The organism is Paenibacillus sp. 3LSP (genome assembly GCF_032465655.1).
GTDB lineage: Bacteria > Bacillota > Bacilli > Paenibacillales > Paenibacillaceae > Fontibacillus > Fontibacillus barengoltzii.
The window spans coordinates 14,687-40,251 of the sequence record NZ_JAWDJI010000059.1; the positions used below are offsets into that span (position 1 = coordinate 14,687).

The 25,565-nt window shown below is 52.0% G+C and carries 29 protein-coding genes and 1 riboswitch; of the genes, 26 read left to right on the forward strand and 3 right to left on the reverse strand.

Annotated features, from left to right (window positions below; translation table 11 throughout):
- The first annotated feature begins 7 nt into the window (after positions 1 to 7).
- From RW092_RS04230 to sigF, 11 genes are all read left to right on the forward strand, one after another.
- Positions 8 to 706, forward strand: a complete 699-nt coding sequence (locus RW092_RS04230) for a hypothetical protein (protein WP_316009618.1) — start codon at positions 8 to 10, stop codon at positions 704 to 706.
- Between the two features lie 216 nt (positions 707 to 922).
- Positions 923 to 1,396, forward strand: a complete 474-nt coding sequence (gene fur / locus RW092_RS04235; RefSeq protein WP_009225814.1) for a ferric iron uptake transcriptional regulator — start codon at positions 923 to 925, stop codon at positions 1,394 to 1,396.
- A 187-nt stretch (positions 1,397 to 1,583) separates the two neighbouring features.
- Complete coding sequence (locus tag RW092_RS04240; protein ID WP_316009619.1) at positions 1,584 to 1,829, forward strand: DUF4227 family protein; 246 nt, start codon at positions 1,584 to 1,586, stop codon at positions 1,827 to 1,829.
- A gap of 105 nt (positions 1,830 to 1,934) precedes the next feature.
- On the forward strand, positions 1,935 to 2,906 hold the full coding sequence (gene xerD, locus RW092_RS04245; RefSeq protein WP_316009620.1) for a site-specific tyrosine recombinase XerD: 972 nt from the start codon (positions 1,935 to 1,937) through the stop codon (positions 2,904 to 2,906).
- 33 nt (positions 2,907 to 2,939) lie between these two features.
- Entirely contained in the window at positions 2,940 to 4,127 is a 1,188-nt protein-coding gene (deoB, locus tag RW092_RS04250) for a phosphopentomutase (RefSeq protein WP_316009621.1), read from the forward strand.
- 51 nt (positions 4,128 to 4,178) lie between these two features.
- Positions 4,179 to 5,015 carry a purine-nucleoside phosphorylase gene (locus RW092_RS04255; protein ID WP_316009622.1) on the forward strand — a complete coding sequence of 279 codons (837 nt, stop codon included), beginning with the start codon at positions 4,179 to 4,181 and terminating at the stop codon, positions 5,013 to 5,015.
- A gap of 21 nt (positions 5,016 to 5,036) precedes the next feature.
- On the forward strand, positions 5,037 to 6,368 hold the full coding sequence (locus tag RW092_RS04260; protein WP_316009623.1) for a pyrimidine-nucleoside phosphorylase: 1,332 nt from the start codon (positions 5,037 to 5,039) through the stop codon (positions 6,366 to 6,368).
- A gap of 266 nt (positions 6,369 to 6,634) precedes the next feature.
- Positions 6,635 to 7,825, forward strand: a complete 1,191-nt coding sequence (locus RW092_RS04265) for a D-alanyl-D-alanine carboxypeptidase family protein (protein ID WP_009225820.1) — start codon at positions 6,635 to 6,637, stop codon at positions 7,823 to 7,825.
- Between the two features lie 90 nt (positions 7,826 to 7,915).
- Positions 7,916 to 8,269 carry an anti-sigma F factor antagonist gene (gene spoIIAA / locus RW092_RS04270; RefSeq protein WP_009225821.1) on the forward strand — a complete coding sequence of 118 codons (354 nt, stop codon included), beginning with the start codon at positions 7,916 to 7,918 and terminating at the stop codon, positions 8,267 to 8,269.
- A 29-nt stretch (positions 8,270 to 8,298) separates the two neighbouring features.
- Positions 8,299 to 8,727 carry an anti-sigma F factor gene (gene spoIIAB / locus RW092_RS04275; protein ID WP_036624713.1) on the forward strand — a complete coding sequence of 143 codons (429 nt, stop codon included), beginning with the start codon at positions 8,299 to 8,301 and terminating at the stop codon, positions 8,725 to 8,727.
- Positions 8,728 to 8,738: 11 nt separating this feature from the next.
- Positions 8,739 to 9,494, forward strand: a complete 756-nt coding sequence (gene sigF, locus RW092_RS04280) for an RNA polymerase sporulation sigma factor SigF (protein ID WP_009225823.1) — start codon at positions 8,739 to 8,741, stop codon at positions 9,492 to 9,494.
- 78 nt (positions 9,495 to 9,572) lie between these two features.
- Here the strand turns inward: sigF and chrA are convergent, their stop codons facing one another.
- Both chrA and chrB read right to left on the reverse strand, forming a co-directional pair.
- Positions 9,573 to 10,115: a chromate efflux transporter ChrA gene (gene chrA / locus RW092_RS04285; RefSeq protein ID WP_016311743.1), complete on the reverse strand. Its 543-nt coding sequence runs from the start codon at positions 10,113 to 10,115 to the stop codon at positions 9,573 to 9,575.
- Entirely contained in the window at positions 10,112 to 10,690 is a 579-nt protein-coding gene (chrB, locus tag RW092_RS04290) for a chromate efflux transporter ChrB (protein ID WP_028538351.1), read from the reverse strand. Before chrB ends, chrA begins: the two co-directional genes overlap by 4 nt.
- A gap of 246 nt (positions 10,691 to 10,936) precedes the next feature.
- On the opposite strand from chrB, the gene deoD reads away from it, so the two are divergent.
- The 6 genes from deoD to RW092_RS04320 all read left to right on the forward strand — a co-directional run bounded on the left by deoD (position 10,937) and on the right by RW092_RS04320 (position 16,536).
- Entirely contained in the window at positions 10,937 to 11,644 is a 708-nt protein-coding gene (gene deoD, locus RW092_RS04295; protein ID WP_009225826.1) for a purine-nucleoside phosphorylase, read from the forward strand.
- 137 nt (positions 11,645 to 11,781) lie between these two features.
- Complete coding sequence (locus RW092_RS04300; RefSeq protein WP_085278504.1) at positions 11,782 to 12,423, forward strand: stage V sporulation protein AA; 642 nt, start codon at positions 11,782 to 11,784, stop codon at positions 12,421 to 12,423.
- Positions 12,423 to 12,845, forward strand: a complete 423-nt coding sequence (locus tag RW092_RS04305) for a stage V sporulation protein AB (RefSeq protein ID WP_016311746.1) — start codon at positions 12,423 to 12,425, stop codon at positions 12,843 to 12,845. Before RW092_RS04300 ends, RW092_RS04305 begins: the two co-directional genes overlap by 1 nt.
- A 46-nt stretch (positions 12,846 to 12,891) precedes the next feature.
- Positions 12,892 to 14,517, forward strand: coding sequence for a spore germination protein (locus RW092_RS04310; protein WP_371859485.1), 1,626 nt, complete (start codon positions 12,892 to 12,894; stop codon positions 14,515 to 14,517).
- Positions 14,518 to 14,628: 111 nt separating this feature from the next.
- Positions 14,629 to 15,957, forward strand: coding sequence for a diaminopimelate decarboxylase (lysA, locus tag RW092_RS04315; protein WP_028538347.1), 1,329 nt, complete (start codon positions 14,629 to 14,631; stop codon positions 15,955 to 15,957).
- 141 nt (positions 15,958 to 16,098) lie between these two features.
- Complete coding sequence (locus tag RW092_RS04320; protein ID WP_016311749.1) at positions 16,099 to 16,536, forward strand: peptidylprolyl isomerase; 438 nt, start codon at positions 16,099 to 16,101, stop codon at positions 16,534 to 16,536.
- Positions 16,537 to 16,606: 70 nt separating this feature from the next.
- Here RW092_RS04320 and tlp read toward each other — a convergent pair whose 3' ends face one another.
- The gene (tlp, locus tag RW092_RS04325; protein WP_085169679.1) at positions 16,607 to 16,834 is read right to left on the reverse strand and encodes a small acid-soluble spore protein Tlp; all 228 of its coding nucleotides are present in this window, start codon (positions 16,832 to 16,834) and stop codon (positions 16,607 to 16,609) included.
- Positions 16,835 to 17,021: 187 nt separating this feature from the next.
- A riboswitch (FMN riboswitch) is annotated at positions 17,022 to 17,185 on the forward strand.
- Positions 17,186 to 17,478: 293 nt separating this feature from the next.
- Here tlp and ribD point away from each other — a divergent pair.
- From ribD to RW092_RS04370, 9 genes are all read left to right on the forward strand, one after another.
- Positions 17,479 to 18,600, forward strand: coding sequence for a bifunctional diaminohydroxyphosphoribosylaminopyrimidine deaminase/5-amino-6-(5-phosphoribosylamino)uracil reductase RibD (gene ribD, locus RW092_RS04330; RefSeq protein ID WP_316009624.1), 1,122 nt, complete (start codon positions 17,479 to 17,481; stop codon positions 18,598 to 18,600).
- On the forward strand, positions 18,600 to 19,274 hold the full coding sequence (ribE, locus tag RW092_RS04335; protein WP_028538345.1) for a riboflavin synthase: 675 nt from the start codon (positions 18,600 to 18,602) through the stop codon (positions 19,272 to 19,274). Before ribD ends, ribE begins: the two co-directional genes overlap by 1 nt.
- A gap of 70 nt (positions 19,275 to 19,344) precedes the next feature.
- Entirely contained in the window at positions 19,345 to 20,586 is a 1,242-nt protein-coding gene (locus RW092_RS04340) for a bifunctional 3,4-dihydroxy-2-butanone-4-phosphate synthase/GTP cyclohydrolase II (protein WP_028538344.1), read from the forward strand.
- 62 nt (positions 20,587 to 20,648) lie between these two features.
- Positions 20,649 to 21,116 carry a 6,7-dimethyl-8-ribityllumazine synthase gene (ribH, locus tag RW092_RS04345; protein WP_009225836.1) on the forward strand — a complete coding sequence of 156 codons (468 nt, stop codon included), beginning with the start codon at positions 20,649 to 20,651 and terminating at the stop codon, positions 21,114 to 21,116.
- 118 nt (positions 21,117 to 21,234) lie between these two features.
- Positions 21,235 to 22,032, forward strand: coding sequence for a segregation and condensation protein A (locus RW092_RS04350; protein WP_016311754.1), 798 nt, complete (start codon positions 21,235 to 21,237; stop codon positions 22,030 to 22,032).
- Positions 22,001 to 22,669 (forward strand): SMC-Scp complex subunit ScpB, encoded by a 669-nt coding sequence (scpB, locus tag RW092_RS04355; protein WP_009225838.1) that lies wholly within the window; start codon positions 22,001 to 22,003, stop codon positions 22,667 to 22,669. The genes RW092_RS04350 and scpB overlap by 32 nt, the downstream gene beginning before the upstream one ends.
- Before the next feature lie 362 nt (positions 22,670 to 23,031).
- Positions 23,032 to 23,715, forward strand: a complete 684-nt coding sequence (locus tag RW092_RS04360) for a DUF2953 domain-containing protein (protein WP_085278507.1) — start codon at positions 23,032 to 23,034, stop codon at positions 23,713 to 23,715.
- Positions 23,688 to 24,179 (forward strand): GerW family sporulation protein, encoded by a 492-nt coding sequence (gene ytfJ / locus RW092_RS04365; RefSeq protein WP_316009625.1) that lies wholly within the window; start codon positions 23,688 to 23,690, stop codon positions 24,177 to 24,179. Before RW092_RS04360 ends, ytfJ begins: the two co-directional genes overlap by 28 nt.
- A gap of 139 nt (positions 24,180 to 24,318) precedes the next feature.
- Positions 24,319 to 25,518: a D-alanyl-D-alanine carboxypeptidase family protein gene (locus RW092_RS04370; protein WP_016311758.1), complete on the forward strand. Its 1,200-nt coding sequence runs from the start codon at positions 24,319 to 24,321 to the stop codon at positions 25,516 to 25,518.
- Positions 25,519 to 25,565 lie beyond the last annotated feature (47 nt).

Sequence of the window (25,565 nt, forward strand, 5' to 3'; positions counted from 1 at the left end):
TAACAAAATGAGGAGATTATTTTGGATATGTATTGTTTTATTGATACTGTTTTTTGCCGCTTTTATTGTTGATTCTTATTATCCTTATCTTGATTACATTAAAGGATTTGGTAAAGAAATAAAGGAATTTAGTGGAGCGATTACCGCTATTGTTGCTATTTTCAATATACTATTCGTTGTTTCATTCAGATCTATTGATACAGAAAAACGCAAAAAAGATGCAATTTTGGATAGGAAATCTTTTTGGTTTAGAGATGTTATTTTAACTAGGAATTTTGAGAATCTTAATAATCTTGATATAGTGTTAAGAAATGTTTCTAAGATCAGCGTAAATAGCAGAGATCAAAATTATATGATGAGCATTATTGAACAATTTCAAGGAAATAAACGCATTCTTGGTCATTCTTTATTTGATGCTTTAAGGATGATCGATTCAAAAATAAGCGAAAAACTTCATAATATGTTGGATGATCTCGAAGATTTTTTTACGGTACAACTCGAAGAGGTTTTTACATGTCCAGAAGAACAATTTTCTTTAGCTGAGCAAGAATTAAGAATCAAATTTACAACATACAAAAACGATATACTAAAAAGTCTCTATAATTTTGAAATGAACGGTTATGTCTATTCTGATAAAAAAAATAATAAACCGGACAAGCTAAAGTTAAAATTCTGGAACTCAAGCAAGAAAAGTGTAAATATGTAGGACAAGCTGGTTGACTACTCATGCTGTTGATATGGCACTATTCTTTTTATTTACTTCATTTATAGATTAGATTTATGATTTGACATGACCTAAACCCAATATCCTAGGATGGGACGACTCTACCAAAATGTTTGACTTTGTTGAATATCTCCCCCTATAATGAAAGAAGTGGTCATGAACTTATTGGATGTGCGGCAAGGCTGGGGGAGGGATAACATGGAAGCAAAGATCGAAAAAATCAAACAGCAGTTACAATCCCACGGTTACAAATTGACGCCCCAGCGGGAAGCCACGGTACGCGTTTTGCTCGAAAATGAAGATGATCATCTGAGTGCGGAAGATGTTTTCATGCTCGTCAAAGACAAGGCACCGGAGATCGGCCTGGCCACGGTCTATCGAACATTGGAATTGCTCAGCGAGCTTCACGTTGTGGAGAAGATCAACTTCGGCGACGGTGTAGCCCGGTACGACTTGCGTACCGATACGACTAAACATCATCACCACCATTTGATCTGTGTTCAGTGTGGGGCAATGGATGAAATTCGCGAGGATTGGCTTGGACCGCTCGAGGAACGCTTGGAGAAGGAATTCAATTTTACGGTGCTCGATCACCGGTTGGATTTTCAAGGCATTTGTTACCGATGCAAGGACAAGAACAACGATTCGCCTGGAACAGACAATAAGAAATAACTTCGTTAAGCCGAGCTCTTTACGGCCCTGCCGTAGGGAGCTTTTTACGTTGCCTTGCACGAGGGAACGCCGCGTAAGCCGCATCATCTATGAAGTCATTTCCGCATACTCCCTAGTCTCTCTCTATATACTTAATACATAGGGTGTCCTAGCAGACAAGCAGGCGCCTCCACCAATGATAGAGAGGATGGGGTTCATGGTCATCTCGCTTCGAAAATGGCTCAGAACAGGGAAATATTTGATCCTGTTTGTTGCTCTTGCGTATACTTTTTATAAGGCGTTAGGACTGCTGGACGATGTTCTCTTTCGTGAGGACAAGTACCGCGTACCCGAAGGCTCTGCGGTGAAAGTATTTTATGAAGGCGTACCCGGAAATAACATGATGGAGAACATGACGGAGCGGCTGAAGTTATTTTTCTGGTATGGAGAGTAGTTTATTAGCTGGACAGCAGGGAAATTTAGCAAGAGTGTGGAAATAGTAATCAAGGCGGATGGCTGAGGATATTGCATTTGATAACCAGGAAAGGAGGCGCAGCGCATGGAAAGGGATGCGGCCTCTTTTATTTCGTTTTTGGCCGGGCAACGGGCATTAAGTGAAGCAACGCGGGAGTCCTATGCGCGGGATCTCAAGCAGTACATAAGCTATTTGCAATCGAAGCAGGTCAGCGATTACCGCCAAGTGACTCGTGCGGGCATCTTGCTCTATTTCGCTTACTTGAAAGATCTCGGCAAGGCGCCGGCAACGATTCAACGCGTATCTGTCACCCTTCGCGCTTTCTTTCGGTATTTACTGCAGGAACGGCGGATTGAGCAGGATCCCTTCATCATGCTGGAAATGCCCAAAGTCGAAAAAAAACCGCCGCAAACCCTCACCGTGGAGGAAACTGAACGGCTGCTGGAAGCCCCAAAGCCCGACACGCCATTAGGTTTAAGGGACAAGGCCATGCTTGAGCTGCTCTATGCAACCGGCATCCGCGTATCCGAGCTGATCTCGCTGAACAAGGACGACGTGAACCTGGAGCTTCATTTTCTCCGCTGCACCGGGGAGCGGGGGAAGGAACGCATTCTTCCGTTTGGAGGAGTCACGGCGGAATGGCTTGATTTGTATTTAAGGGAAGGACGCAGCCATTTGATTCTGGATGAGAGGGAGAACCCGGCTCTTTTCCCGAACCGTCGGGGCGGGCGGATTAGCCGCCAAGGCTTCTGGAAGCTGATGAAGAAGTATGGCCAGGAAGCAGGGATTACGTCCGATATTACGCCGCATACGCTGCGCCATTCCTTCGCCGTTCATCTGCTGGAGCGGGGGGCGGACGTGAGATCGGTACAGGAGCTGCTGGGGCATTCTGATGCTTCCACGATTCAAATGTATGTAAGCCGTTCAAGGTCCAATCTGAAGACGGTCTACGACGCTTTTCATCCGCGGGCGATGCGGGAGTCTATGGCGCCGGAAACCGCACAAGAAGGGGACCCGAAGGATCGTCAGAATGGTTTTCCTTCTGGGAAGGGATAACTATAGCTGCATAGATTAAAGGAGTGATAGAAGATGGAAAATGGAAATCGTTTTAGAAAAATGACCGTCATCGTCCTCGACAGCGTGGGGATCGGCGAACTGCCAGACGCCAAAAAATTCGGTGACGAAGGTGCGCATACGCTGGGGCATATTTTGCAAACCGTACCGGGTACTAAGCTGCCTAACCTGCAAAAATTAGGACTGGGGAATATCGCGGAGCTGCCGAATCTGGATCCAGTGGACGAGCCGTTGGCTTACTTCGGTAAAATGGCTGAGATCTCTGCGGGCAAAGATACGATGACCGGCCACTGGGAGCTGATGGGTCTGAAGATCGAGACTCCGTTCCAAACATATCCCAATGGCTTCCCGCGTGATTTGATCGCTCGCTTCGAGCAGGAAACGGGGCGTAAAATCATCGGCAACAAGCCGGCTTCCGGTACGGAAATTTTGGTGGAGCTCGGGGAAGAGCATATGAAAACCGGAAGCTGGATCGTGTACACCTCGGCGGACAGCGTATTTCAAATTGCGGCCCATGAAGAGATTATCCCGCTGCCGGAGCTGTACCGGGCTTGCGAAATCGCTCGTCGGCTGACGCTTGAGCCGGAGCATTCCGTTGGGCGCGTAATCGCCCGTCCGTTTATCGGTCAACCGGGCAACTTCCAGCGCACGCCAAACCGCCACGATTATGCGGTAAAACCGCCGGAACCAACAGTACTAAACGCGTTGAAAAATGCCGGCAAGGAAGTGGTAGCCATCGGGAAGATTGGCGATATTTTCTCCGGGGAAGGGATTACCGCTTCGTATCCAACGAAGAGCAACCAGCATGGGATCGAAGAAACGCTGCAGCGGATCGGCCAGGATTTCACCGGCATGCTGTTCACGAACCTGGTGGATTTCGACTCCTTGTACGGCCATCGTCGCGACCCGCAGGGCTACGCCCGTGCGTTGGAGGAGTTTGATGCGGCGGTACCGGATTTGTTGAAAAATGTGGGTGAGAACGACTTGCTGATCATTACTGCCGACCACGGCAACGATCCGATTCATGCCGGAACGGACCATACCCGCGAATACGTGCCGTTGCTTGTTTACGGGCCAAGCCTGAAAAAGCCGGGCAGCCTGGGCATCCGGGCAACGTATGCCGATTTGGCCGCGACGATCGCCGACAATTTCGGGGTGCATGCAACCGAGCACGGAAAGAGCTTCTTACACCAACTCGTTTAAGAGTAGAAGTTCAACTGTCATCTATAGCTTGTGAACCAGGAGGATTACGATATGACGACGACATTAAACATTGGCATGATCCGGGAGGCAGCGGATTATATCCGTTCCCGGTCGACGCTTACGCCAAAGGTAGGATTAATTCTGGGCTCTGGATTGGGCGTATTGGCTGATCATATTGAGGAGCCGGTCAGCATCAGCTACCGCGATATCCCGTTCTTTCCGCAGTCGACGGTAGAAGGCCACGCGGGTGAACTGTTGATCGGGACGGTGCAAGGCACGCCGGTCGTGCTGATGAAAGGCCGCTTCCACATGTACGAAGGATACGGGCCGGAAATGACTGCTTTCCCGGTACGGGTCATGAAGGAGCTGGGTGTTACAACGCTGCTGGTCACGAACGCGGCTGGTGGGGTGAACACGTCCTATGAGCCAGGGGATCTCATGCTGATCTCCGACCATCTGAATCTCACAGGCCGTAATCCGTTGGTAGGGCCAAACGACGAGGAGCTGGGACCGCGCTTCCCGGACATGTCCCAAGCGTACAGCCGCCGTCTGCGCGAGATCGCACGGAAAGTCGCTGCAAACAAAGGAGTGCCTCTGCAAGAGGGCGTCTATGCCGGCTTGCTGGGCCCAACCTATGAGACGCCAGCGGAAATCCGCATGCTGCGGACGCTGGGTGCCGATGCCGTCGGGATGTCCACGGTTTCGGAAACGATCGTTGCCCACCATGCTGGCATCGAGGTGCTGGGGATTTCCTGCATCAGCAACATGGCGGCAGGTATTTTGGACCAACCGTTGTCCCATCAGGAGGTTATGGAGACGACCGAGCGCGTGCGTGAGAAGTTTCTAAGCCTTGTGTTGTCCATTATCCCGGAGATTGGCGAAGCTTAAGAAGAACGGAGGCAAGGAGCGATGAGAGCGGTAGATCTGATCCGTAAAAAAAGGGACGGCCAGGAGCTGACGAGCGAAGAAATCGCCTTCTTGGTCAAAGGGTACAGCGAGGGGCAAATCCCCGATTACCAAATGTCCGCATGGGCGATGGCCGTTTATTATCAAGGGATGAGCGCCCGGGAGACGGCCGACCTGACGATGGCAATGGCCGGTTCCGGAGATACGATTGACCTTAGCTCCATCCGTGGCATTAAGGTCGATAAGCATTCAACGGGCGGAGTTGGCGATAAAACCACCGTCGTCTTAGGCCCGCTTGTGGCGGCCGCCGGCGTACAGGTTGCGAAGATGTCCGGCCGGGGGCTCGGGCATACCGGCGGGACGATCGACAAGCTGGAAGCGATCTCCGGATTCTCTGTGGAGCTTACGAAGGAGCAATTTTTCCGCCAGGTGAACGAAATCGGCCTTGCGGTCGTCGGCCAAAGCGGCAATATGACACCAGCCGACAAGAAGCTGTATGCGCTGCGGGATGTCACCGCGACGGTCGATTCCATCCCGCTGATCGCCAGCAGCGTCATGAGCAAGAAGATCGCTGCTGGTGCGGACGCCATCGTGCTGGACGTTAAGACCGGCAGCGGCGCGTTCATGAAGACGCTGGAGGACTCGATCCGTCTAGCCAAGGCCATGGTGGATATCGGCACGCAGGTCGGACGCCGCACGGTTGCCGTGATTAGTGACATGGACCAGCCGCTGGGCCATGCAATCGGCAACGCGCTGGAGATCAAGGAAGCCGTGGCAACGCTGCGCGGGGATGGACCGGCCGATCTCGAGGAGGTCTGCCTGATTCTGGCGTCCCATATGCTGATTCTCGGCGGCAAGGCATCAAGCGAGGAAGAGGCGAAGGCGATGCTAGCCGAGCAGATTAAGAGCGGTCAAGCGCTGGAAAAGCTGAAGCAAATGGTTGCGGCGCAGGGCGGTAACACGGAGCAAATCGGCCGCCCGGAGCTGCTGCCTGAAGCAGAGCTGAAGGTGGATGTGAAGGCAACTGCGGGCGGATATGTTGAATCGATTCAGGCCGAGGAGATTGGCCTCGCCGCCATGATGCTCGGAGCAGGCCGGGAGACGAAGGAATCTGTCATTGATCTGGCTGCCGGCGTAGAGCTGCGCAAGAAAATCGGCGATCCGGTTGAGGCAGGCGAAACGCTGGCGGTGCTGCATCTGAACCGCAGCCATGAGACGGGCCTCGCGGAGGCACAGCGGCGCATTCTTAACGCGTATGGCATTTCCAGTACGAAGGTGCCGCGTCGCCCGCTGGTGTTCGCACTGGTAACGCCAGACGGGATTAAGCGATTCTAAGCGAGGGACGCAGACGACGTAGTCATATTCATAAGATAACGGAATCATATGGCCTTATTTTGGCTAAACGACGGGGTGTGGACATACGCCTCAAATGATCAAAATAAGGCCATCAACTTCTCTTATTTTAGAGGATTGGGGCATTTACGCCAAAGAAATCAAACGCCTAAAAGGCGTTTTTTCTTTTTGCACAGGAATATTATTCCTCTTTCATGCCGATACTAGGTTAGCAGAATCCAGACTTATGTCTAGAAGGAGGATAAACCTTGAAAAGACGGATGTTGACCTGGTTTGCCGCGTTCGTATTGGCCGTATCGGTGTGGCCGACCTACACCAGTGCTAATCATGGCGGTCCGCATGACGGGGATGATGAAATCGCATTGGCGGAAAATGCGTTGTCCGCCGTCTTAATCGATGCCGATACCGGCACAGTAATTTACGAGAAGAAGAGTCATGAGAAGCTGCCACCTGCCAGCATCACCAAAATCATGACGATGTTGCTGACCATGGAGGCGATCGATAACGGCACGCTGAAGCTGACCGATAAGGTGACGACAAGCGAATATGCGGCATCGATGGGCGGCTCGCAGATCTTTCTGGAGCCGGGCGAAACGATGACTGTGGATGAGCTGTTGAAGGGCGTGGCTATGGCGTCTGGGAACGATGCGTCCGTGGCGCTTGCCGAGAAGATCGCCGGCTCGGAAAAAGCCTTCGTCAAAATGATGAACGAGCGAGCGCAGCAGCTGGGACTCAAGGATACGCATTTTGCGAACTGCAACGGCTTGCCGGTGGCGGACCATTATAGCTCAGCTTACGATATCGCCATTATGAGCCGGGAGCTGCTGAAGCATGAGGAGATTACGAAGTATACCGGGGCGTATCAGGATTATTTGCGCCAAGGCACCGAGAAGCCGTTCTGGCTCGTGAATACGAACAAACTCGTGCGCTTCTACAGCGGGGCAGACGGCCTGAAAACCGGCTATACCTCGGAAGCGAAGTTCTGCCTGGCCGCTACCGCAAAACGTGACGGACTTCGCCTGATCGCTGTAGTGCTGGGCGAGCCGAATACTAAAACGCGGAACAGCGAAGTCTCGGCGATGTTCGATTACGCCTTCTCGCAATACGCGTTGCTGCCGATTTATCAAGCCGGGGAAACGATTGGCAAGGTGAAGGTGCAGAAGGGGATGAGCGCCCAGTTGGAGCTGACCGCCGCCAAACCGCTGAATGTACTGGTCAAAAAGGGTGTGAAGCAAGACAGCATCACGCATAAGTTGATCGCACCAGAAAAGCTTGCAGCACCGATTAAAGCCGGTCAAACGATCGGCAAGCTGGTCGTCTATCAGGATGGCCGCACGTTGACAGAGTTCGAGCTGACCGCCCCTGCGGACATTGATAAAGCGGGCTGGTGGACATTGTTCAAGCGAACCGCGGCACACTTGTTTTTTGTAGATTCATAGGGCTTTTCTTCTAGTTTTGTCAGGCGGCAGGAATCCGGCCTGAGGTCGTAGAATTGTTGTGTTCATGTCTAGGGAGGAGAGTGAACAGGCGTGAATTTGCATGTGGAAATGGTAAGACACCGCGAGACATTAATTGTACGCTTGAGCGGGGAATTGGATCATCATACGGCGGACAACGTCCGCATGCGGATGGATGAAGAAATCGCCCGCGGGAACTGCCGCAATCTGGTGTTAAGCCTCAAAGAGCTGCAGTTTATGGATAGCTCCGGCATCGGCGTCATCCTCGGAAGATATAAGCTGATCAAGCAAAAGGGCGGGAAGATGGTCGTATGTGACGTCAACCCGCCGGTATATCGACTGCTGGAAATGTCGGGATTGTTTAAAATTATGTCCATCTTCGAAAACGAGGATCTGGCGCTGACGGAACTGGAGGTGGCCCTGTGAGTACCAACGCGAATCAAGCCGGGAATTTCATGAAACTTCAATTTGCCGCGAAGTCCGAAAATGAATCGTTTGCCCGGGTGACCGTCGCTGCCTTCGTTTCTCAGCTGGATCCTACGATGGATGAAATCACCGACTTGAAGACGGTGGTTTCGGAAGCGGTCACCAATTCCATCATCCACGGATATGACGGGAACCCGGAAGGGATTGTCACCATCTCTGCTTCCATTGAGGGCGATACGGTGACCTTGATCATCGAGGATCAAGGCCGAGGTATTGAGGATGTGGAATTGGCGAAGCAGCCGCTTTATACGTCGAAGCCGGAACTGGAGCGCTCGGGGATGGGCTTTACGATTATGGAAAATTTTATGGATGAATTCGATGTGACCAGCGAGATTGGCGGGGGCACGCGCATTCGGATGAAGAAGAGGATTGTATCCAAGAAAGCTTTATACAATTAGGGGTTGGAGCTATGGATGCCGAAGTGAAGCAAATCTCGAGAGAGTTTTTGGACGACACGGAAGTGAAACGGTTGATCGCCCTGAGTCAATCCGGGGACAACGCTGCTAGAGACCGGCTGGTGAACTGCAACATTCGACTTGTCTGGTCCGTCGTGCAGCGGTTTATGAATCGGGGATACGAACCCGAGGATTTGTTTCAAATCGGCTGTATCGGCCTGCTGAAGTCGGTGGACAAGTTTGATCTCAGCTATGATGTGAAGTTTTCTACGTATGCGGTGCCGATGATCATCGGGGAAATTCAGCGGTTCCTGCGCGATGACGGGACGCTGAAGGTCAGCCGTTCATTGAAGGAGATGGCGAACAAGGTTCGCAAGAAGAAGGATGAACTGTCCAAACAGCTGGGCCGGCTTCCAACCGTCAAGGAAGTTGCCGATGAGCTGGGTGTTACACCCGAGGATGTCGTGTTTGCCCAAGAGGCGAACAAACCGCCGGCATCCATTCACGAAACCGTATTTGAAAATGATGGCGATCCGATCACACTGATGGATCAAATTGCTGACGAGACCCAGGAGCGCTGGTTCGACAAGCTGGCGCTACATGAAGCGATCGACGGCTTAACCGACCGGGAACGTCTTATCGTGTACCTTAGGTACTATCGCGACCAGACCCAATCAGAGGTGGCGACCCGGCTTGGGATATCCCAGGTTCAGGTGTCCAGGCTCGAGAAAAAAATATTACAAAGCATTCGCGATCAGATCGCGCAATGAAAGGGCGAGCTCTTCGGACAGCGTCAGCCTTCAACGGCGCGCTGAACCGAGGGGCTTGTGTATTGATACAGACCGCGCTTAAACATAATGCTGGAGCACTACTCCACCGTAAATGAACGCCGCTACGATGACAATGGCTGGATGGATTTTACGGCGCTCCATTGCCCAGAACGCGATGGCTGCGATCACCAGCGTCTGCCAGATGCCGATCGTGCCCATGGGCTCCTTGGCCATCTGCCACGTGAGGGTGATCATCATAACCGCAATCACCGGCTGCACGAGCAAGGTCATCCCTTTGACGATGCTGGATTGGCGGTATTTGGCAAGCAGGCGCAGCAGCAGAATGAGGCCAATTGCTGAGGGCAGCACGGTGCCTATCAACGCGAGTCCAAGGCCAACCCAACCGCCGACCTCAAAGCCTACGTAGGCGGCGATTTTGGTAGCGATGGGGCCTGGTAAGGCGTTGCCGAGGGCAAGCATATTGGAAAATTCCGCATCCGACAACCAATGGTAGTGGGGCACGATCTCCTGGTACATTAACGGGATGGAGGAGGGGCCTCCACCATAGCCCAACAGATTGGCGATCAGGAAGCCAATCAACAAGTTCAGCCAATCAATCATAGATGATCTCCTTCCCGGTCCGGCCGTTTCCGCTTGTTGCGGAAACGTGCGATCGCTCGGAAATGTACAGCCCCATAGCCAAGGAACAGCACGATCACGAGCGCTGGATGAACTTCTAAGATCTCCAGCAGCAATAGAGCCAGAAGCATAAACAGAATGCCGGCGATGATGCCGAGGCCTTTGATTCCTTTTTTCGCAAACTCATAAGCCATCACTCCGAGCATGACGGCGATTACGGGCGAGACAGCGGCGATCATGCCTTTTACGACGCGAGACCCCGCTAGAAGATTTACAGCTGAGAGCAGCAGAAGCATCGCCAGGACACTAGGTAAGATGTGCATGATCACTGCATAGGACGCGCCCAGGATCCCCCTGCGTTTATAGCCCAGGTAGGCAGCCATCTTCGTTGCAATAGGGCCGGGCAAAGCGTTAGCAATGGCGAGAATTTCGCCAAACTCTTCATCACCCAGCCACTGATAACGCTTGACGGCATCGTGCCGGATCAAGGGGATGACGGAAGGCCCGCCACCGTAACCTAACACGCCGGTTCTAACCATGGATACACCTAAGTCCATATAATCTTTCAGATGAGGTTTCAAGCGGTTCCCTCCTTTGTACTTAAGTTACCCGACTTCGTCCAATCCTAGAATAACCAATCAATCCTATTATAGAGGCAAGGGGAGGAACGCGGTGAAAAATGTGCATTAATACATCAATACGGTTCTGCGGTGATTGCATCCATGTACGTGGTTTGTTGCATCCTATATAATAAAGAGCGTTGATAACAATACCAAAATTGGAAGCAAGGGAGATACCAGAACATGAGTGTACATATCGCAGCCAAACCGGGAGAAATTGCCGAAACGATTCTGCTGCCTGGAGATCCGCTCCGGGCTAAATTTATCGCCGAGACGTATTTGAGCGATGTCATCTGTTATAACGAAGTGCGCGGCATGCTCGGCTTTACCGGAACGTATCAAGGAAAACGAATTTCCGTTCAAGGGACCGGTATGGGCATCCCATCGATCTCAATCTATGTGAATGAGCTGTTGAAGGAATACGGTGTCAAAAATCTGATCCGCGTGGGAACTTGCGGCGGCATGCAGCCGCATGTACATGTGCGTGACGTGATTTTGGCTCAAGCTTCTTGTACCGATTCCAGCATGAACCGCCATGTCTTTAGCGGATACGACTTTGCGCCGATTGCGAACTTCGAGCTGCTGAAGGCGGCCTATGAACGCGGCGTGGAAAAAGGGTTGAAGCTGCATGTCGGTAACATTTTCAGTTCGGACATGTTCTATCGCGACGATACCAGCGTAACCCAGCTGCTGATGAAATACGGCGTGTTAGGCGTTGAAATGGAGACCACCGCGCTCTACACCCTGGCTGCCAAATACGGCGTGAAGGCATTGACGATTCTGACGGTCAGCGACCATCTGCTGACAGGCGAGGAGACGACGGCGGAGGAACGGCAAACGACGTTTAAGCAAATGATGGAAGTGGCTCTGGATACGGCAGCATCGCTGTAATCTCAGAACCATCGAACTAAGCATGGGAACGGATGCGTGAGCATACGTCCCATGCTTTTTTTGCGTGTAAGAGTAAGAGTAAAGCCCCCCCTCGCTTGGCATACTATGGGCAATACGCTAGTGGAAGGGTGGTCAGCATGGAGAATGAGTCTGCGTCCATCGTCTATTTGCGTCTGCGCAAGCAAGTCGGGCTTCCCGCTGGGGCGCCGATTCGGCTGCGGGACGTAGCCCGTGTGCTGGCAGAGCCGGAGCTGGAGGGCAAGCTGCTGGAGCTGGAGTTGGACCGGCCGGAGCAACGGGATGGGAATCTGATCGTGATTGATACGCTGCGGGTCATTTCGGCGATTCAATCGAAGTTTCCCGGGCTGCGGATTGAGTTGCTTGGCGAGCCCCATGTACTCGTGGAAATGATCAAAGCCGAGAAGAAACCGTCTTTGCTGCTGTTTGCCTTAGTTTGGCTGCTGCTCTTCTTCGGAGCGGCCTTGACCATCATGAACTTTCACGCCGACGTCAGCATGCCCGAGGTTCAGGTCCGAATCGTGGAGATGATCACGGGGGAGAAGGACGAGCATCCTTACCTGTTTCAAGGGGCCTATTCCGTAGGCATCGGTTTTGGGATGATCGTCTTCTTTAATCATTTATTTAAGAAAAAATGGAACGAGGAACCCACCCCGCTTGAAGTCGAAATGTTCCTCTACCAGGAGAACCTGAACCAATACGTCGTTGCCGAAGAGTTAAAGAAAATGCACCGTGCCGACTCGTCGGCGAAGCGAAACTGATGTCACCACTAGCTGCGGGGTTGGCGATCTTCCTGGGCCTGGCCGGCGGTGTGGCCATTGGCAGCGGCGTGATCGCTTTATTTATCGTGCTGGACATGATTCCGCGCCTAGCCCAGGTGACAAATTCCTATGACAAGGTGCATTGGTACGAAGGGGCGATGATCGCCGGAGCGGTGATTGGTACGGTAGCGGACTTCTGGGACTGGAAGGTGGCTGGGCCATGGCTGATTACCGGCATCGTTGGTTTGTTTAACGGCGTTTTTGTCGGGATGTTGGCGGCGGCTTTGACCGAGGTGCTGAACGTGCTTCCCATACTTGCCAAGAGACTGCATATGCAGCGATACCTGTTTGGCTTCTTGCTCGCGATGGTGTTTGGCAAAATGGCAGGCTCCCTGTTTGAGTGGTTTATTTACAGACCGTGATTTGAAGAAACGGAGGTAGATCTGGATGGAGCAAGATACGCAGGATATGATGCAGGACGGAATGGATCAGCCGCAGGCGATCCCGGATTTCGTACCTGAGGAAGAAGAAAATTTTCTGCAGGAGAATTATCCGGAAGAGGAAGCGATTCGACGAAAACGCGAATCGGAGCGGTCCGACAACGTTGAGGAGTCGGTGATCTATTGGCAGCAAAGCGATGCGATCAGCCGCAGTCTGACGACAACCAAGCATACGCTGAAGGAAGTCATCGGGGCGGGGGAGAGCTTTGACGTTGTATTCCGTGAAATGACTTATGGCGGCAAACGCACCTGCTTGGTCTTCATTAATGGATTTGCAAGCACCGAAGCCATGCAGGAGATCATTAAGCGGTTGACGTATTTGACGCCGGAGAATTTAACAACCGGAGCGCTCCGCTCCTTCTTCGAACTCTATATACCTCATGTTCAGGTAGAAAAAACAGAGAAGCTCAGCGATGCCATCAATAAAACGTTAGCCGGCATGAGCGTGCTGTTTATTGAAGGCGAGCAAACCGCGCTGATTATGGATACCCGGCAGTACCCAACTCGTAGTCCGGAGGAACCTTCGCTGGAGCGCGTCGTCCGCGGCTCGCGGGACGGATTCACGGAGACCTTGGTGACCAACATTACCTTGGTTCGCCGTCGGCTACGTGACCCGGGACTGAAGTTGGAAATGGTCAGCGTCGGCCGCCGGACCCGCACCGACGTCTGCATCGCCTACATCGATGATATCGTCGATAAGACGCAAGTCGATTCAATCCGAGAAAAAATTAAAGCCGTGAACATCGACGGGATACCTCTCGCGGACAAGCAGTTGGAGGAAGCGATCATTCACCGAGGCTGGAATCCATATCCGCTGGTACGCTACTCGGAACGGCCGGATGTCGTTGCTTCGCATTTGCTTGAAGGCCGGGTTGTCGTGTTCGTGGATACATCGCCCAGCGTGATGATTTTGCCGACGACCTTTTTTGATCTTTGCCAGCATGCGGAAGAGAACCGGCAAACCCCATTCATGGGGACTTACTTACGTTGGGTTCGCTTCTTTGGGATATTCGCCTCGCTCTTTCTGCTGCCCATTTGGCTGCTGATCGTTGTTCATCCCGAGTTCAAACCGGCGGGGCTTGCCTTTATCGGACCTCAGGAACAAGGTAAAATCCCTCTTATTGCCCAATTCCTATTAGTCGAGTTTGGTGTTGATTTGATGCGGATGGCGGCTGTGCACACGCCAACGCCGCTGGCCTCCGCGATGGGCTTGATCGCTGCGATCTTGATCGGCGATATCGCCGTACAGACGGGGTTATTCGTCAACGAGGTTGTTCTTTACATGGCGGTAGCGGCTATCGGGATGTTTGCAACGCCAAGCTATGAGCTGGGGCTGGCCAATCGGATCGTGCGGCTCGCATTGCTTGTGGCCGTGGCGATATTCGGCGCACCTGGGTTTGTAGTAGGGGTTACGGCGTTTATCGTATGGCTGACCCTGCGCCGCTCGAATAATTCGTCCTACTTGTGGCCGTTTATACCTTTTAATGCAAAGGCGATGGCCGGGGTAATTTTCCGCGTTCCAGTCTTGACCTCCAAGCAAAGACCGTCCTCCAACAAACCGCGGGACAACACGCGAATGCCGGGCAAAAAGTAGGCCTAGGCTTGTTTAACAAATAACACAAATGATAATCCGAAAAATCCATTTTTCAGTTTCCCGGTTGTTTGCTATACTGGTGTAAAATTGTGAAAGTGGAGGACTGCATAGATGTATTTACACGGTACCAGCAAAATTAATGCAAAAGGCCATCTCGAAATCGGCGGCTGTGATACGGTCGAGTTGAAGCAAACCTATGGAACGCCGCTGTATGTCGTAGATGAAGCTCTTGTGCGGCAAAGATGCCGTGAATATATGGATGCTTTCCGTGCATCGGGCCTGTCTTTCCAGGTCGCTTATGCCAGCAAAGCATTCTGCGTCATGGCGATGTGCCGGCTGGCCGAGGAGGAGGGCTTGTCCCTGGATGTTGTCTCCGAGGGTGAATTGTATACGGCCCTTCAAGCGGGATTTCCTGCGCAGCGAATCCATTTTCATGGCAACAACAAGACGCCAGATGAATTGGAGATGGCAATTTCCGCCGGGATTGGCTGTTTCGTAGCGGACAATTTTACGGAGTTGCATATGCTGCAGGCGCTTGCCGCTGAGAAAGGCGTTACGGTGAATGTCCTGCTGCGCGTAACACCAGGGGTGGAAGCCCATACGCATGAATATATTTCAACGGGTCAGACGGACTCGAAGTTCGGGTTTGATATCGGCAACGGTTCGGCATTGGAAGCCGTTGATTTGGCTAACCGCAGCTTGAATTTGCAATTGCTTGGCGTGCATTCGCATATCGGCTCGCAAATTTTTGAGGTGGAAGGGTTCCAGTTGGCCGTTGAGCGTGTTGCGGCTTTTGCAATGCAGGTGAAGGATCAGCTTGGTGTGACCTTCAAGGTGGTTAACCTAGGTGGCGGCTTTGGCATTCGTTATACGGAAGGCGACACGCCGTTGAAGGTGTCTGATTACGTAGGAGCGATTACGGATGCAGTGAAACGGGAGTTCGCGAATTATCCGCAGCTTCCGGAAATTTGGGTTGAACCGGGTCGGAGCATCGTTGGTGATGCCGGCACAACGCTGTATACGGTAGGTACAAGCAAGGATATCCCTGGCGTGCGTAAATATGTGGCCGTTGATGGTGGGATGACGGACAACCCACGTCCGGCGCTGTACGGTTCGAAATATGAGGCAATGTTAGCCAACCGCGCCAACGATGCCAATGAGGAGACCGTGTCGATCGCCGGTAAATGCTGCGAAAGCGGCGATATGCTGATTTGGGACGTAGAGCTGCCGAAGGTGAACAGCGGCGATCTGCTCGCCGTATCTTGCACCGGTGCGTACAACTACGCGATGGCCAGCAACTACAACCGGATTCGCCGTCCGGCCGTCGTATTCGTGCAAGACGGACGCAGCGATCTCGTCGTGAAGCGCGAGTCGTTGCAGGATCTGCTCGCTTGTGACGTGATTCCAGAACGGATTGCAAAGCAGCCATCGCTGAAATAAGCAGGAACTTATGAAACAGCAAGGCCTGAGAGGGAGCGAATTGTCGTTTCCTATCAGGCCTTGCTTTGCTTGTATGCGGATTTTCTAGTAAACTGTAAGAGGTTTGTCCTAGACGTTGATGAAGAAGGGTGTGTATACGATATGAAAAAAGGTAAAATCGTTTTGGAAAAAGGCGGAGAAGTCGAAATTCAGTTCCTGCCTGAAGAAGCTCCTGGAACGGTCGCAAACTTTGAGAAGCTGGCCAACTCCGGATTTTATAACGGACTTACGTTCCATCGCGTGATCCCAGGGTTTGTTGCACAAGGCGGCTGCCCGATCGGCAACGGCACAGGCGGCCCAGGGTATACGATCAAATGCGAAACGGATACCAATGTGACGAAGCATGAGCGCGGGGTCTTATCGATGGCCCATGCCGGCAAAGACACCGGCGGCAGCCAGTTCTTTATCGTCTATGAACCGCAGCCGCATTTGGACGGCGTGCATACCGTTTTCGGTAAAGTGACATCGGGGATGGAGTACGTGGATCAAATTCGTCCCGGGGATAAAATGAAAGAAGTTACCGTCTGGGACGAAGCTTAATTTAATTCGCAAACTTAAAAGGGCCCTCGCTATGCCAAGTTGGCATGAGCGGGGCCCCTTTTTCGTTGGTTTAGGAATTTCTTTGGTGGGCGGCTTCGTCTTTCACTTCTTCACGGAAGCCCTCGATGGCGCGCAGTCGTTTCTCGTTCTTCTCCTCGATTTGCTGCTTCTCCTGAGGGGAGATTTCATCAGCATGCTCGCTGAGATAATCTTGTCCTTCACGGAAGTTCTTAATCGTGTTTTGGATGTTGCGTTGAATCTTTCTCACATTGTCGGAGCGATTATCCGGTTTTGCCACGTTCATTCCTCCTGAGAAATAGAATTGGTTATCGATATCGTTCTTAAGGTTGGCTCTTTGGGCCAGTTTTTATGCACTCTGCAAGAACCGCGAGGAAGAAGGGGATTGGTGCTGTGACAGGTGTGCTTGATTTTTTACAAAATTAGTGCTAACATTCGTCTTGCAGTCATGCAAAATCTAATAATTAGCAATCCTTCGGGGCAGGGTGAAATTCCCTACCGACGGTGATGGCTCATTGGACGGTCCGTTCGATGAAGCACAAGTCCGTGACCCGCAGTGCTTACGTAAGCATGCGGCTGAGCCGGTGAGATTCCGGGACCGACAGTATAGTCTGGATGGGAGAAGGAAACGCGAGAGCACATACGTTATTTTATTTGCGAAGGTGTTCGTACCTAAAGAGCTTCAAACGATCAAGTTATATTTTTCACATACCTTGGGTGGTGAAGAGTCTTGACGTTGCCAAGCTTTCGTTTTGGTCTATTTGTCGTTTTGTACGATTTTAGGGTCGTGTTTTGGCGACAGTGGGTAGACGAAAGTGCTCTTTTTGATAGGCGTAAAACTACTCTCATGTTCAGCCCTGCCGGATTGCGGCAGGGTTGTTTTTGTATTCTTCGCTTCACGGATTGGCGTAAGGAGGACCGCGGATGAAGGTGATTGACGACGAATATTACATGGCGCTGGCGTTAGATATGGCGGAGCGCGCACAAGGACAAACCGGGACCAATCCAGTCGTTGGTGCCGTTGTCGTGAAGGATGGGGCCTTGGTTGGGCTGGGCACGCACTTGAAGCGGGGGACTCCGCATGCCGAGGTACATGCCTTGAACATGGCCGATTCCCAAGCAGAAGGGAGCACCGTATATGTCACCTTAGAGCCTTGCAGCCATCACGGACTGACCCCGCCTTGTGCCAAGCGATTGATTCAGGAGAAGGTGCGGCGCGTCGTAGTTGCCTGTGAAGATCCGAATCCGCTGGTTGCCGGCAAAGGCATTGAAATGCTGCGTGCTGCCGGAATTGAAGTTGAAGTGGGTGTGTTGCGTGAACGAGCTTTGAAGCTGAATCGCCGCTTTATTAAGTTCATCACGAGAGGCATGCCTTATGTGACGATCAAATCCGCCAGCACGCTGGATGGGAAGCTGGCAAGCCGGACAGGGGACAGCAAGTGGATTTCCAATGAGAAAGCGAGAGAAATCGTCCACTCGATGCGCCATCAACACCAAGCCATAATGGTGGGCGTTTCGACGATCCTGGCGGATGATCCGCAGTTGACTACCCGATTATCCGTTCCGGGGCTGTCGCCCATTCGCATCATTGCGGATTCAACGCTCCGCATTCCTGAGACGGCCCAAGTCCTGCGGGACGGGCAATCTCCCACTTGGATTGTGACGACGGAACAGGCCGATCCGGACAAGGTTGAACGCCTCACTCACCTTGGGGCGGAAGTTCTCCGCTGCGGCAGCGGCCCGCAGGTTGATCTGCGGAATGCGCTTGTTCAAATCGGTCAACGCGGGATATCTTCTATCCTCGTTGAAGGTGGCGGACGACTTAACGGTTCGCTGCTGGAACAACAACTGGTGGATGAGATCGTACTTTTCCTAGCCCCTAAGCTGATTGGAGGCGTGGATGCCCCTGCAAGTTTTAACTTCGCCGGATATGATCTCATGCGGGATGCGGTGACCTTGCGCGACATGGAAGTCGAACAAATCGGGGATAATGTGTGCATCAGAGGAGTACCGGTCTGGGTGCAGGTGAAGGAGGGAGATCACTAATGTTTACAGGACTTGTGGAAGAAATCGGCACTATGAAATCGATCAGCCGCAAAGGGGAAGCGATGATTCTGAACATTGCGGCAAAGGTAGTTACCGAAGGCATTAAGCTGGGTGACAGCATCTCAGTGAACGGCGTTTGCTTGACCGCCACGTCGTTTGATGCTTCCTCCTTCTCGGTTGACGTGATGCCGCAGACGTTCCGCAACACCAATCTGAAGGACTTGAAACCCGGCAGCCGTGTGAATTTGGAGCGGGCCATGGCGGCGAATGGACGCTTCGGTGGACATATCGTACAGGGTCATGTCGACGGCGTCGGCACGATTGTTGGTACGAGTCAGGATCAGAATGCGGTTGTGTTTGAAATTCGACCAAGCAAGCCTTCCTTATTCAAATACATTATTCCTAAAGGCTCCATCGCCGTGGATGGCATCAGCTTAACGGTGGTCGAAGCGGAAGGCGGGACGTTTACGGTATCTATCATCCCGCATACGTTAGCCGAGACGGTGCTCGCCTTTAAGCGGGCAGGAGATACAGTGAATCTCGAATGCGATGTGCTGGGAAAATACGTGGATCATCTCCTCAAGTACGGCAGAGGCGGCCAAGATACGGATGAAGCGAGCGGCGGCGAGTCGGGAATTAATCTCCCGTTTCTGGCTGCGAACGGATTCGTGTGAACCTACGAAATAACGTCTCTAAGTTCCGTTACATCGGACGATCAACATTTATTTTAAGGAGGGGAATGTGATGAGTGACATTGTATTAGACCGGGTCGAGGAAGCAATTTACGAACTAATGCGCGGGAAGGTCGTTATTGTCGTCGACGACGAAGACCGGGAGAATGAAGGAGATTTCGTGGCACTTGCGGAAAAGGCGACGCCCGAAGTGATTAACTTCATGATCACTCAAGGCCGCGGACTGGTCTGCCTGCCGATTACAGCGGAACGGGCAGAAGAGTTGGATTTGCAGCCGATGGTGGCGCAAAATACGGATAATCACGGGACGGCGTTCACCGTCTCCATTGACCATAAAGATACAACGACGGGGATCTCGGCATATGAGCGGTCGTTAACGGTAAAGGCGATCATGGATCCCAATGCCAAGCCGTCGGACTTCCGCCGTCCAGGACATATGTTCCCGCTAATCGCCAAGAAAGGCGGCGTGCTGCGCCGCGCTGGACATACGGAAGCCGCGGTTGATCTGGCCCGGATGTGCGGGGCCTATCCTGCTGGCGTCATTTGCGAGGTTATTAAGGAAGACGGGACGATGGCCCGGCTGCCGGATTTGGTGGAGATCGCCAAAACTTATGATCTCAAGCTGATCAGCGTCAAAGACCTGATCCATTACCGCAATGAGAAAGAGAAATTGGTGAATCGCGAAGTGGAAGTTCGCATGCCAACGGATTACGGCGAGTTCCGCGCTGTCGCTTATACAAATGATGTGGATAATAAAGAACACGTTGCGCTTGTCAAAGGAGAAATCAACGGCGATGAGCCGGTGTTGGTGCGGGTGCACTCTGAGTGCTTGACCGGGGACGTGTTCCACTCTCACCGCTGCGATTGCGGTCCGCAGTTTGAAGCCGCTTTGCGCCAGATTGAGGAAGCTGGCAGAGGCGTGCTGCTATATATGCGACAGGAGGGGCGCGGCATCGGCTTGATTAACAAGCTGAAAGCCTACAAACTGCAGGAACAAGGCTTTGATACGGTGGACGCCAACCTGAAGCTTGGATTTCCGGCAGACCTGCGCGATTACGGAATTGGGGCGCAGATTCTCAAGGATCTGGGTGTCCGCAAAATTCGCTTGATGACCAACAATCCACGTAAAATCAAAGGCTTGGAGGGCTATGGCCTGGAGGTTGTCGAACGGGTACCTATCCAAATGAAAGAGAACGAGGATAACACCAAGTACTTGCATACCAAACAAGCGAAATTAGGGCATTTGCTCAAATTTGACGATGTGGAGCAGGATGAATCCTCCACTCGCGTTTAAAGGCGAAGCAAACTCCCTCTTAGCAATGATCTAACTCTACTAATAGAAAGGTTTGATGAATCATGGCAAACGTATTTGAAGGGCATTTAGTATCGGACGGGTTAAAATATGCGATCGTGGTCAGCCGCTTTAATGAATTTATTACAAGCAAGCTGCTTTCCGGCGCCTTGGATGCATTGAAACGGCATGGAGCCAAAGAGGAAGAAATTTACGTTGCCTGGGTACCGGGGGCGTTCGAAATCCCGTTTGCGGCACAGAAGCTGGCGGAGAGCGGCAAATACGATGCAGTCATTACGCTGGGTACGGTCATCCGCGGCTCCACCACTCATTATGATTATGTCTGCAACGAGGTTTCCAAAGGCGTTGCCGCCGTTGGCCTTAAAACCGGCGTGCCTACGATCTTTGGCGTCGTAACGACCGAAAATATCGAGCAGGCGATCGAACGTGCCGGAACGAAAGCCGGAAATAAAGGCTGGGATGCCGCACTGGCAGCTATCGAAATGGCGAACTTGACGAAACAGCTGCAATAATGCTTATCTTAATGTAGTACCCCTGAGCCGAAGGGGTACTACATTTTTCTTTTGCAACAACCGATTTTTAAGGTAAACTTATGTACATACATGTTTGCTTACGGGTGGAGGATGTTCATTGACGACAGTAACGTATAAGCTGGAAACCTTCGAGGGGCCGCTGGATTTGCTATTGCACCTGATCGATAAAGCCGAGATTGATATCCATCAAATCTCCATCAGTGAGATTACCGATCAGTACCTCGAATATTTGCAAGACATGCAGGAGCTTGAGCTGGAGGTCACCAGCGAGTTTCTGGTCATGGCTGCGACGCTGCTGTCGATCAAGAGTAAGCAGCTGCTGCCGAAACCACCCGTCATCGAAATGGACGATGATTTCGATTACTTGTTTGAGGAGGAAGAGGATCCTCGGGACGAGCTCATCCGCAAGCTGATCGAATACCGTAAATATAAAGGGATCGCTGCGCATTTGCATGAACGCGAATGGGAGCGCAGCTTGATTTTCTCGAAAGAACCGGAGGATCTGACGCCGTTTATGCCGGAGGTGCAGGAGAACCCTGTGAAAGGGCTGCATGCTGCTGATTTGATTGCCGTCTTCCAGAAGGCGATGCGTCGGGCAGCCAAGCGCAACACGGTGGCGCGGATTCACCGCGACGAAATTTCCGTTAAGGACCGGCTGAAGGAAGTCGTGTCCGCGTTCGAGCATGTGGGGAAAGGCGGCAGGTTGCTCTTTTCCAAGCTGCTGCATACGGAGATGAGTCGGCACGAAATCGTCGTCACGTTTTTGGCCGTGTTGGAATTGATGAAGATGAAGCAAATCGTCTGCTATCAGAACCGGCTTTTCGACGATATTGTTATGGAGTGGAGAGGGGAAGGAAGTATCGATGAATTTTCAGGAATTGAAATCGATTATTGAGGGGTTGCTCTTCTTGGCAGGTGAGGAAGGCTTAAGCCTCAAACAGCTGGCTGAAGTGACGGAGCAGCGGCAAGAGGTGGTGTCCGATGCCTTGCTGGATATGAAATCGTCCTTCGAGCGAGCCGGCAGAGGACTGCAAATCGTGCAAATCGCCGGCAACTACCAGTTGGCGACGCTTCCGGAGCATGCCCCTTATTTCGAACGGCTGGCTTATTCGCCTTCGCGTTCGACCTTATCCCAGGCTGCGCTTGAAACGTTATCGATTATCGCTTATCGTCAACCGATTACTCGGGTGGAGATTGAGGAAATCCGGGGGGTGAAATCCGAGCGGGCGATTCATTCCCTGGTGAACAAGGATTTGATCGAGGAGGTTGGCCGCGCTGAAGCGATCGGGCGTCCGATTCTTTATGGGACAACCAAGGCGTTTCTGGACTATTTTGGACTGGCCAGCTTAAAGGATTTGCCGGATTTGGCCGATTTCGAAAGTGCCGAGGAGCTGGAGGAGGAAACGCAACTCCTGTTCCAACGCTTAGAGGAACAACAGCTGACGTTTGATGATGTAAATCAGGATTTTGTTGCAAAGGAGGAGGAGTCACCGGGGGAAAATCCCGATGATATGGAACCAGGGAATTTATGAGGACATTTCCCTGGTAGGCGGTTGAGCGAGGCGCCAGCCTCGCCTGACTTCGCGATGTAATCACCAGTGTTGCAGTGTCCGTCCATTTTACAAACCATATGGCAATCCATGACCCCACCTGCTCATCACCAATCTCTCTAAAAAGCCTCCCACCGCATTGCCGCTTACATAACCCCCATCACCCGGCCAAGTGTGCTCGGGTAATTTTTTCGCTCAATTAAGTCATCGCAATTGCCGGTAACCGGCCAAACAGTTCGTTATCGAGCACTTTGCTTAAAACGTGAAACGTATCGAATGATTTCCTTTTGGAATAGCCATACTACGATGGAGTATTTTATCTGATAGGTATGGAGGGCTTTCCCGTGTGGATTTGGCTCGGAGGCATCCTGATCCTGCTGCTGCTAATAGCTGCCTTGATTTTGCTGTCTACCATTACGTTCAATTTGACCCTGCGCAAGAAAAATCGGGATGACATGGTGTTGCTGGAAGTTACGATGCTCTATGGCTTTGTTCGCTTACGTTACCAGGTACCTACGATCCGGATTAAAAATTGGCGTGACGGTGTGCAGATCGAGAAAAATCAGCCAGAGAACGTGCTGCAAAAGGAATCCACCAGCGTCGACCACGAGGTGAACAAAGACAAGGTCGAGCAATGGATGGATCAGTTCGAACGTTTGCTTCAAGCGACCAGCGGGCTGCGGGTCTGGCTTCAATCCACACTTCGCCGCGTCTCCTTCCGCAAGCTGGAATGGTCAACGAACATCGCGTTAGAGGATGCGGCCCATACCGCGACGTTAACGGGGGCACTATGGGGAGTTAAAGCGACGATTGTTGGCTGGCTTACTCGTTATATTTCTTTGAAGCAGAGACCTAAATTGTTTGTCGTTCCTGTATTCGGCAGCAAGCCGTTATTTTCCACGGAATTGCGCTGCATAGCGCAAATTCGCTGCGGTTATGCTATCTATGCTGGACTGGTACTTATAGTTCGCGTGCTAAAAGTGAAGGGAGGAGTTAAGAAATGGCTGACCATCCTATTAAAGGGCTAATGCAAACCGCTATGGAAAACATCAAGGAAATGGTTGATGTCAACACGATCGTGGGTGAACCGGTCGAAACGCCGGACGGCAGCGTGATTTTGCCAATCAGCCGCGTGGGCTTCGGTTTTGCTGCCGGGGGGAGCGATTTTATTGTTGATGACGAACACAATAAATCGACCACAGGCTCTTCTGAGAACAGCAATATCCGCCCGTTTGGCGGCGGTAGCGGCGGCGGGGTTTCGATTAATCCGATCGCGTTCCTCGTCGTAGGAAAGCCGGGCGTACACATTGTGCCGCTGGATAACCAAACACATCTTGTCGAAAAAATCATCGATACCGTACCTGGTATTATCGACCGAATCCAGTCCATGTTCCCGAACCAGAATGCAACTGCGAATGCAGCGATGGCAACAGCGCAAGCTGCCCAGATGCAGGAATCGGCCGTCCGAACCGGCATCAATCCTTTTGCATAACTGCCTTTTGACCGTTGATCCTTTCCGGGCTGCCGGGAGGGGTCTTTTTCTTGATTTTAGGTGGGACATACTCTCTTGCAAAATTGCATATAAGTAAACAAGTACCTGCTATAGTACCTGTTACCGGAGGAATCAACTTATGAAGAAAGATTCACATGACCGCAGATTACACTCCTTTTGCTGCTTATTGGCCGCGGTTCTGCTGTTCGCCTGGTTGAATCCGCAGGCTGTACAAGCTGCTCCCGATGCGCCCTCGATCCATGCTCAGGCCGCTGCGGTCATTGACGTGACCTCGGGTCGCCTGCTGTACAGCTTGCACGGAGATGACGAGTTGCCCATCGCCAGCTTGACCAAGATCATGACCGCCATCGTCGCGATCGAGCACGGCAAACTGTCGGATATGGTTACGGTTGGAAAGAACGCATACGGGAAGGAGGGCTCATCCCTCTATCTCCATTTAGGGGAAGAGATGAGTCTGGAAAATATGCTATACGGGCTGATGCTCCGTTCAGGCAATGATGCAGCGACCGCGATTGCAGAGCATGTGGGCGGCTCGGAGGAAGGCTTCGTTTATTTGATGAATGAAAAGGCCAAGCTTCTCGGATTAACGCATACCCATTTTCAAAATCCGCATGGTTTAGATGCCGAAGGGCATTATTCTTCAGCCAACGATTTGGCCAAGCTGACAAGCTATGCATTGAAAAATCCGCACTTTAAGGAGATCGTTCGAACACCCAGCAAAACCGCGCCAAACCCCAATGATCCGTGGGATTATAAGTGGTTAAACAAGAACAAGATGCTGCGTTTCTACGACGGGGCAGACGGCGTGAAAACCGGCTATACGAAGACGGCAAGACGTTGTTTGGTGAGCTCCGCGACCCGCAATGGACAGCAAATCGCCGTCGTCACATTAAACGACGGGGATGATTGGAATGATCACCGCAAGCTGCTGGATTACGGTTTTGCGAACTTTCCTCTGACAACGTTGATAGGCAAAGGGCAAGCGATTGAAAACGGTCTGGTGACCGGGGCGGATTTCAAATATGCGCTGGCCCCGGAGGAAGTCGGCAAAGTTGAGAGAAGGCTGAAGTTAGTGGAGGCGCGTACAGGCTCGTTTGGTTATCGCGGGCGAATCAGCGTTCGATTAAATGGAGAAGAAATCGGCACGGTGCCGGTGTACGATAAGGCCAGCTTTAACCCGACCATCCTGGAGAGGGGCAACGAGCCGAATGTCGGCGGAGCCTATGGATCCGCCTCGGAACATCAGGTGATTCAATGGCCTTCTGATTGGTCTGCGGCGTTAAAGAAGGTGCTGCAAACCTTGTTGTTTGATATTTGATGTGGGGTAAAGGGAGAGAGGCAAGACTGGGCGAAGGAGGGGCAGAA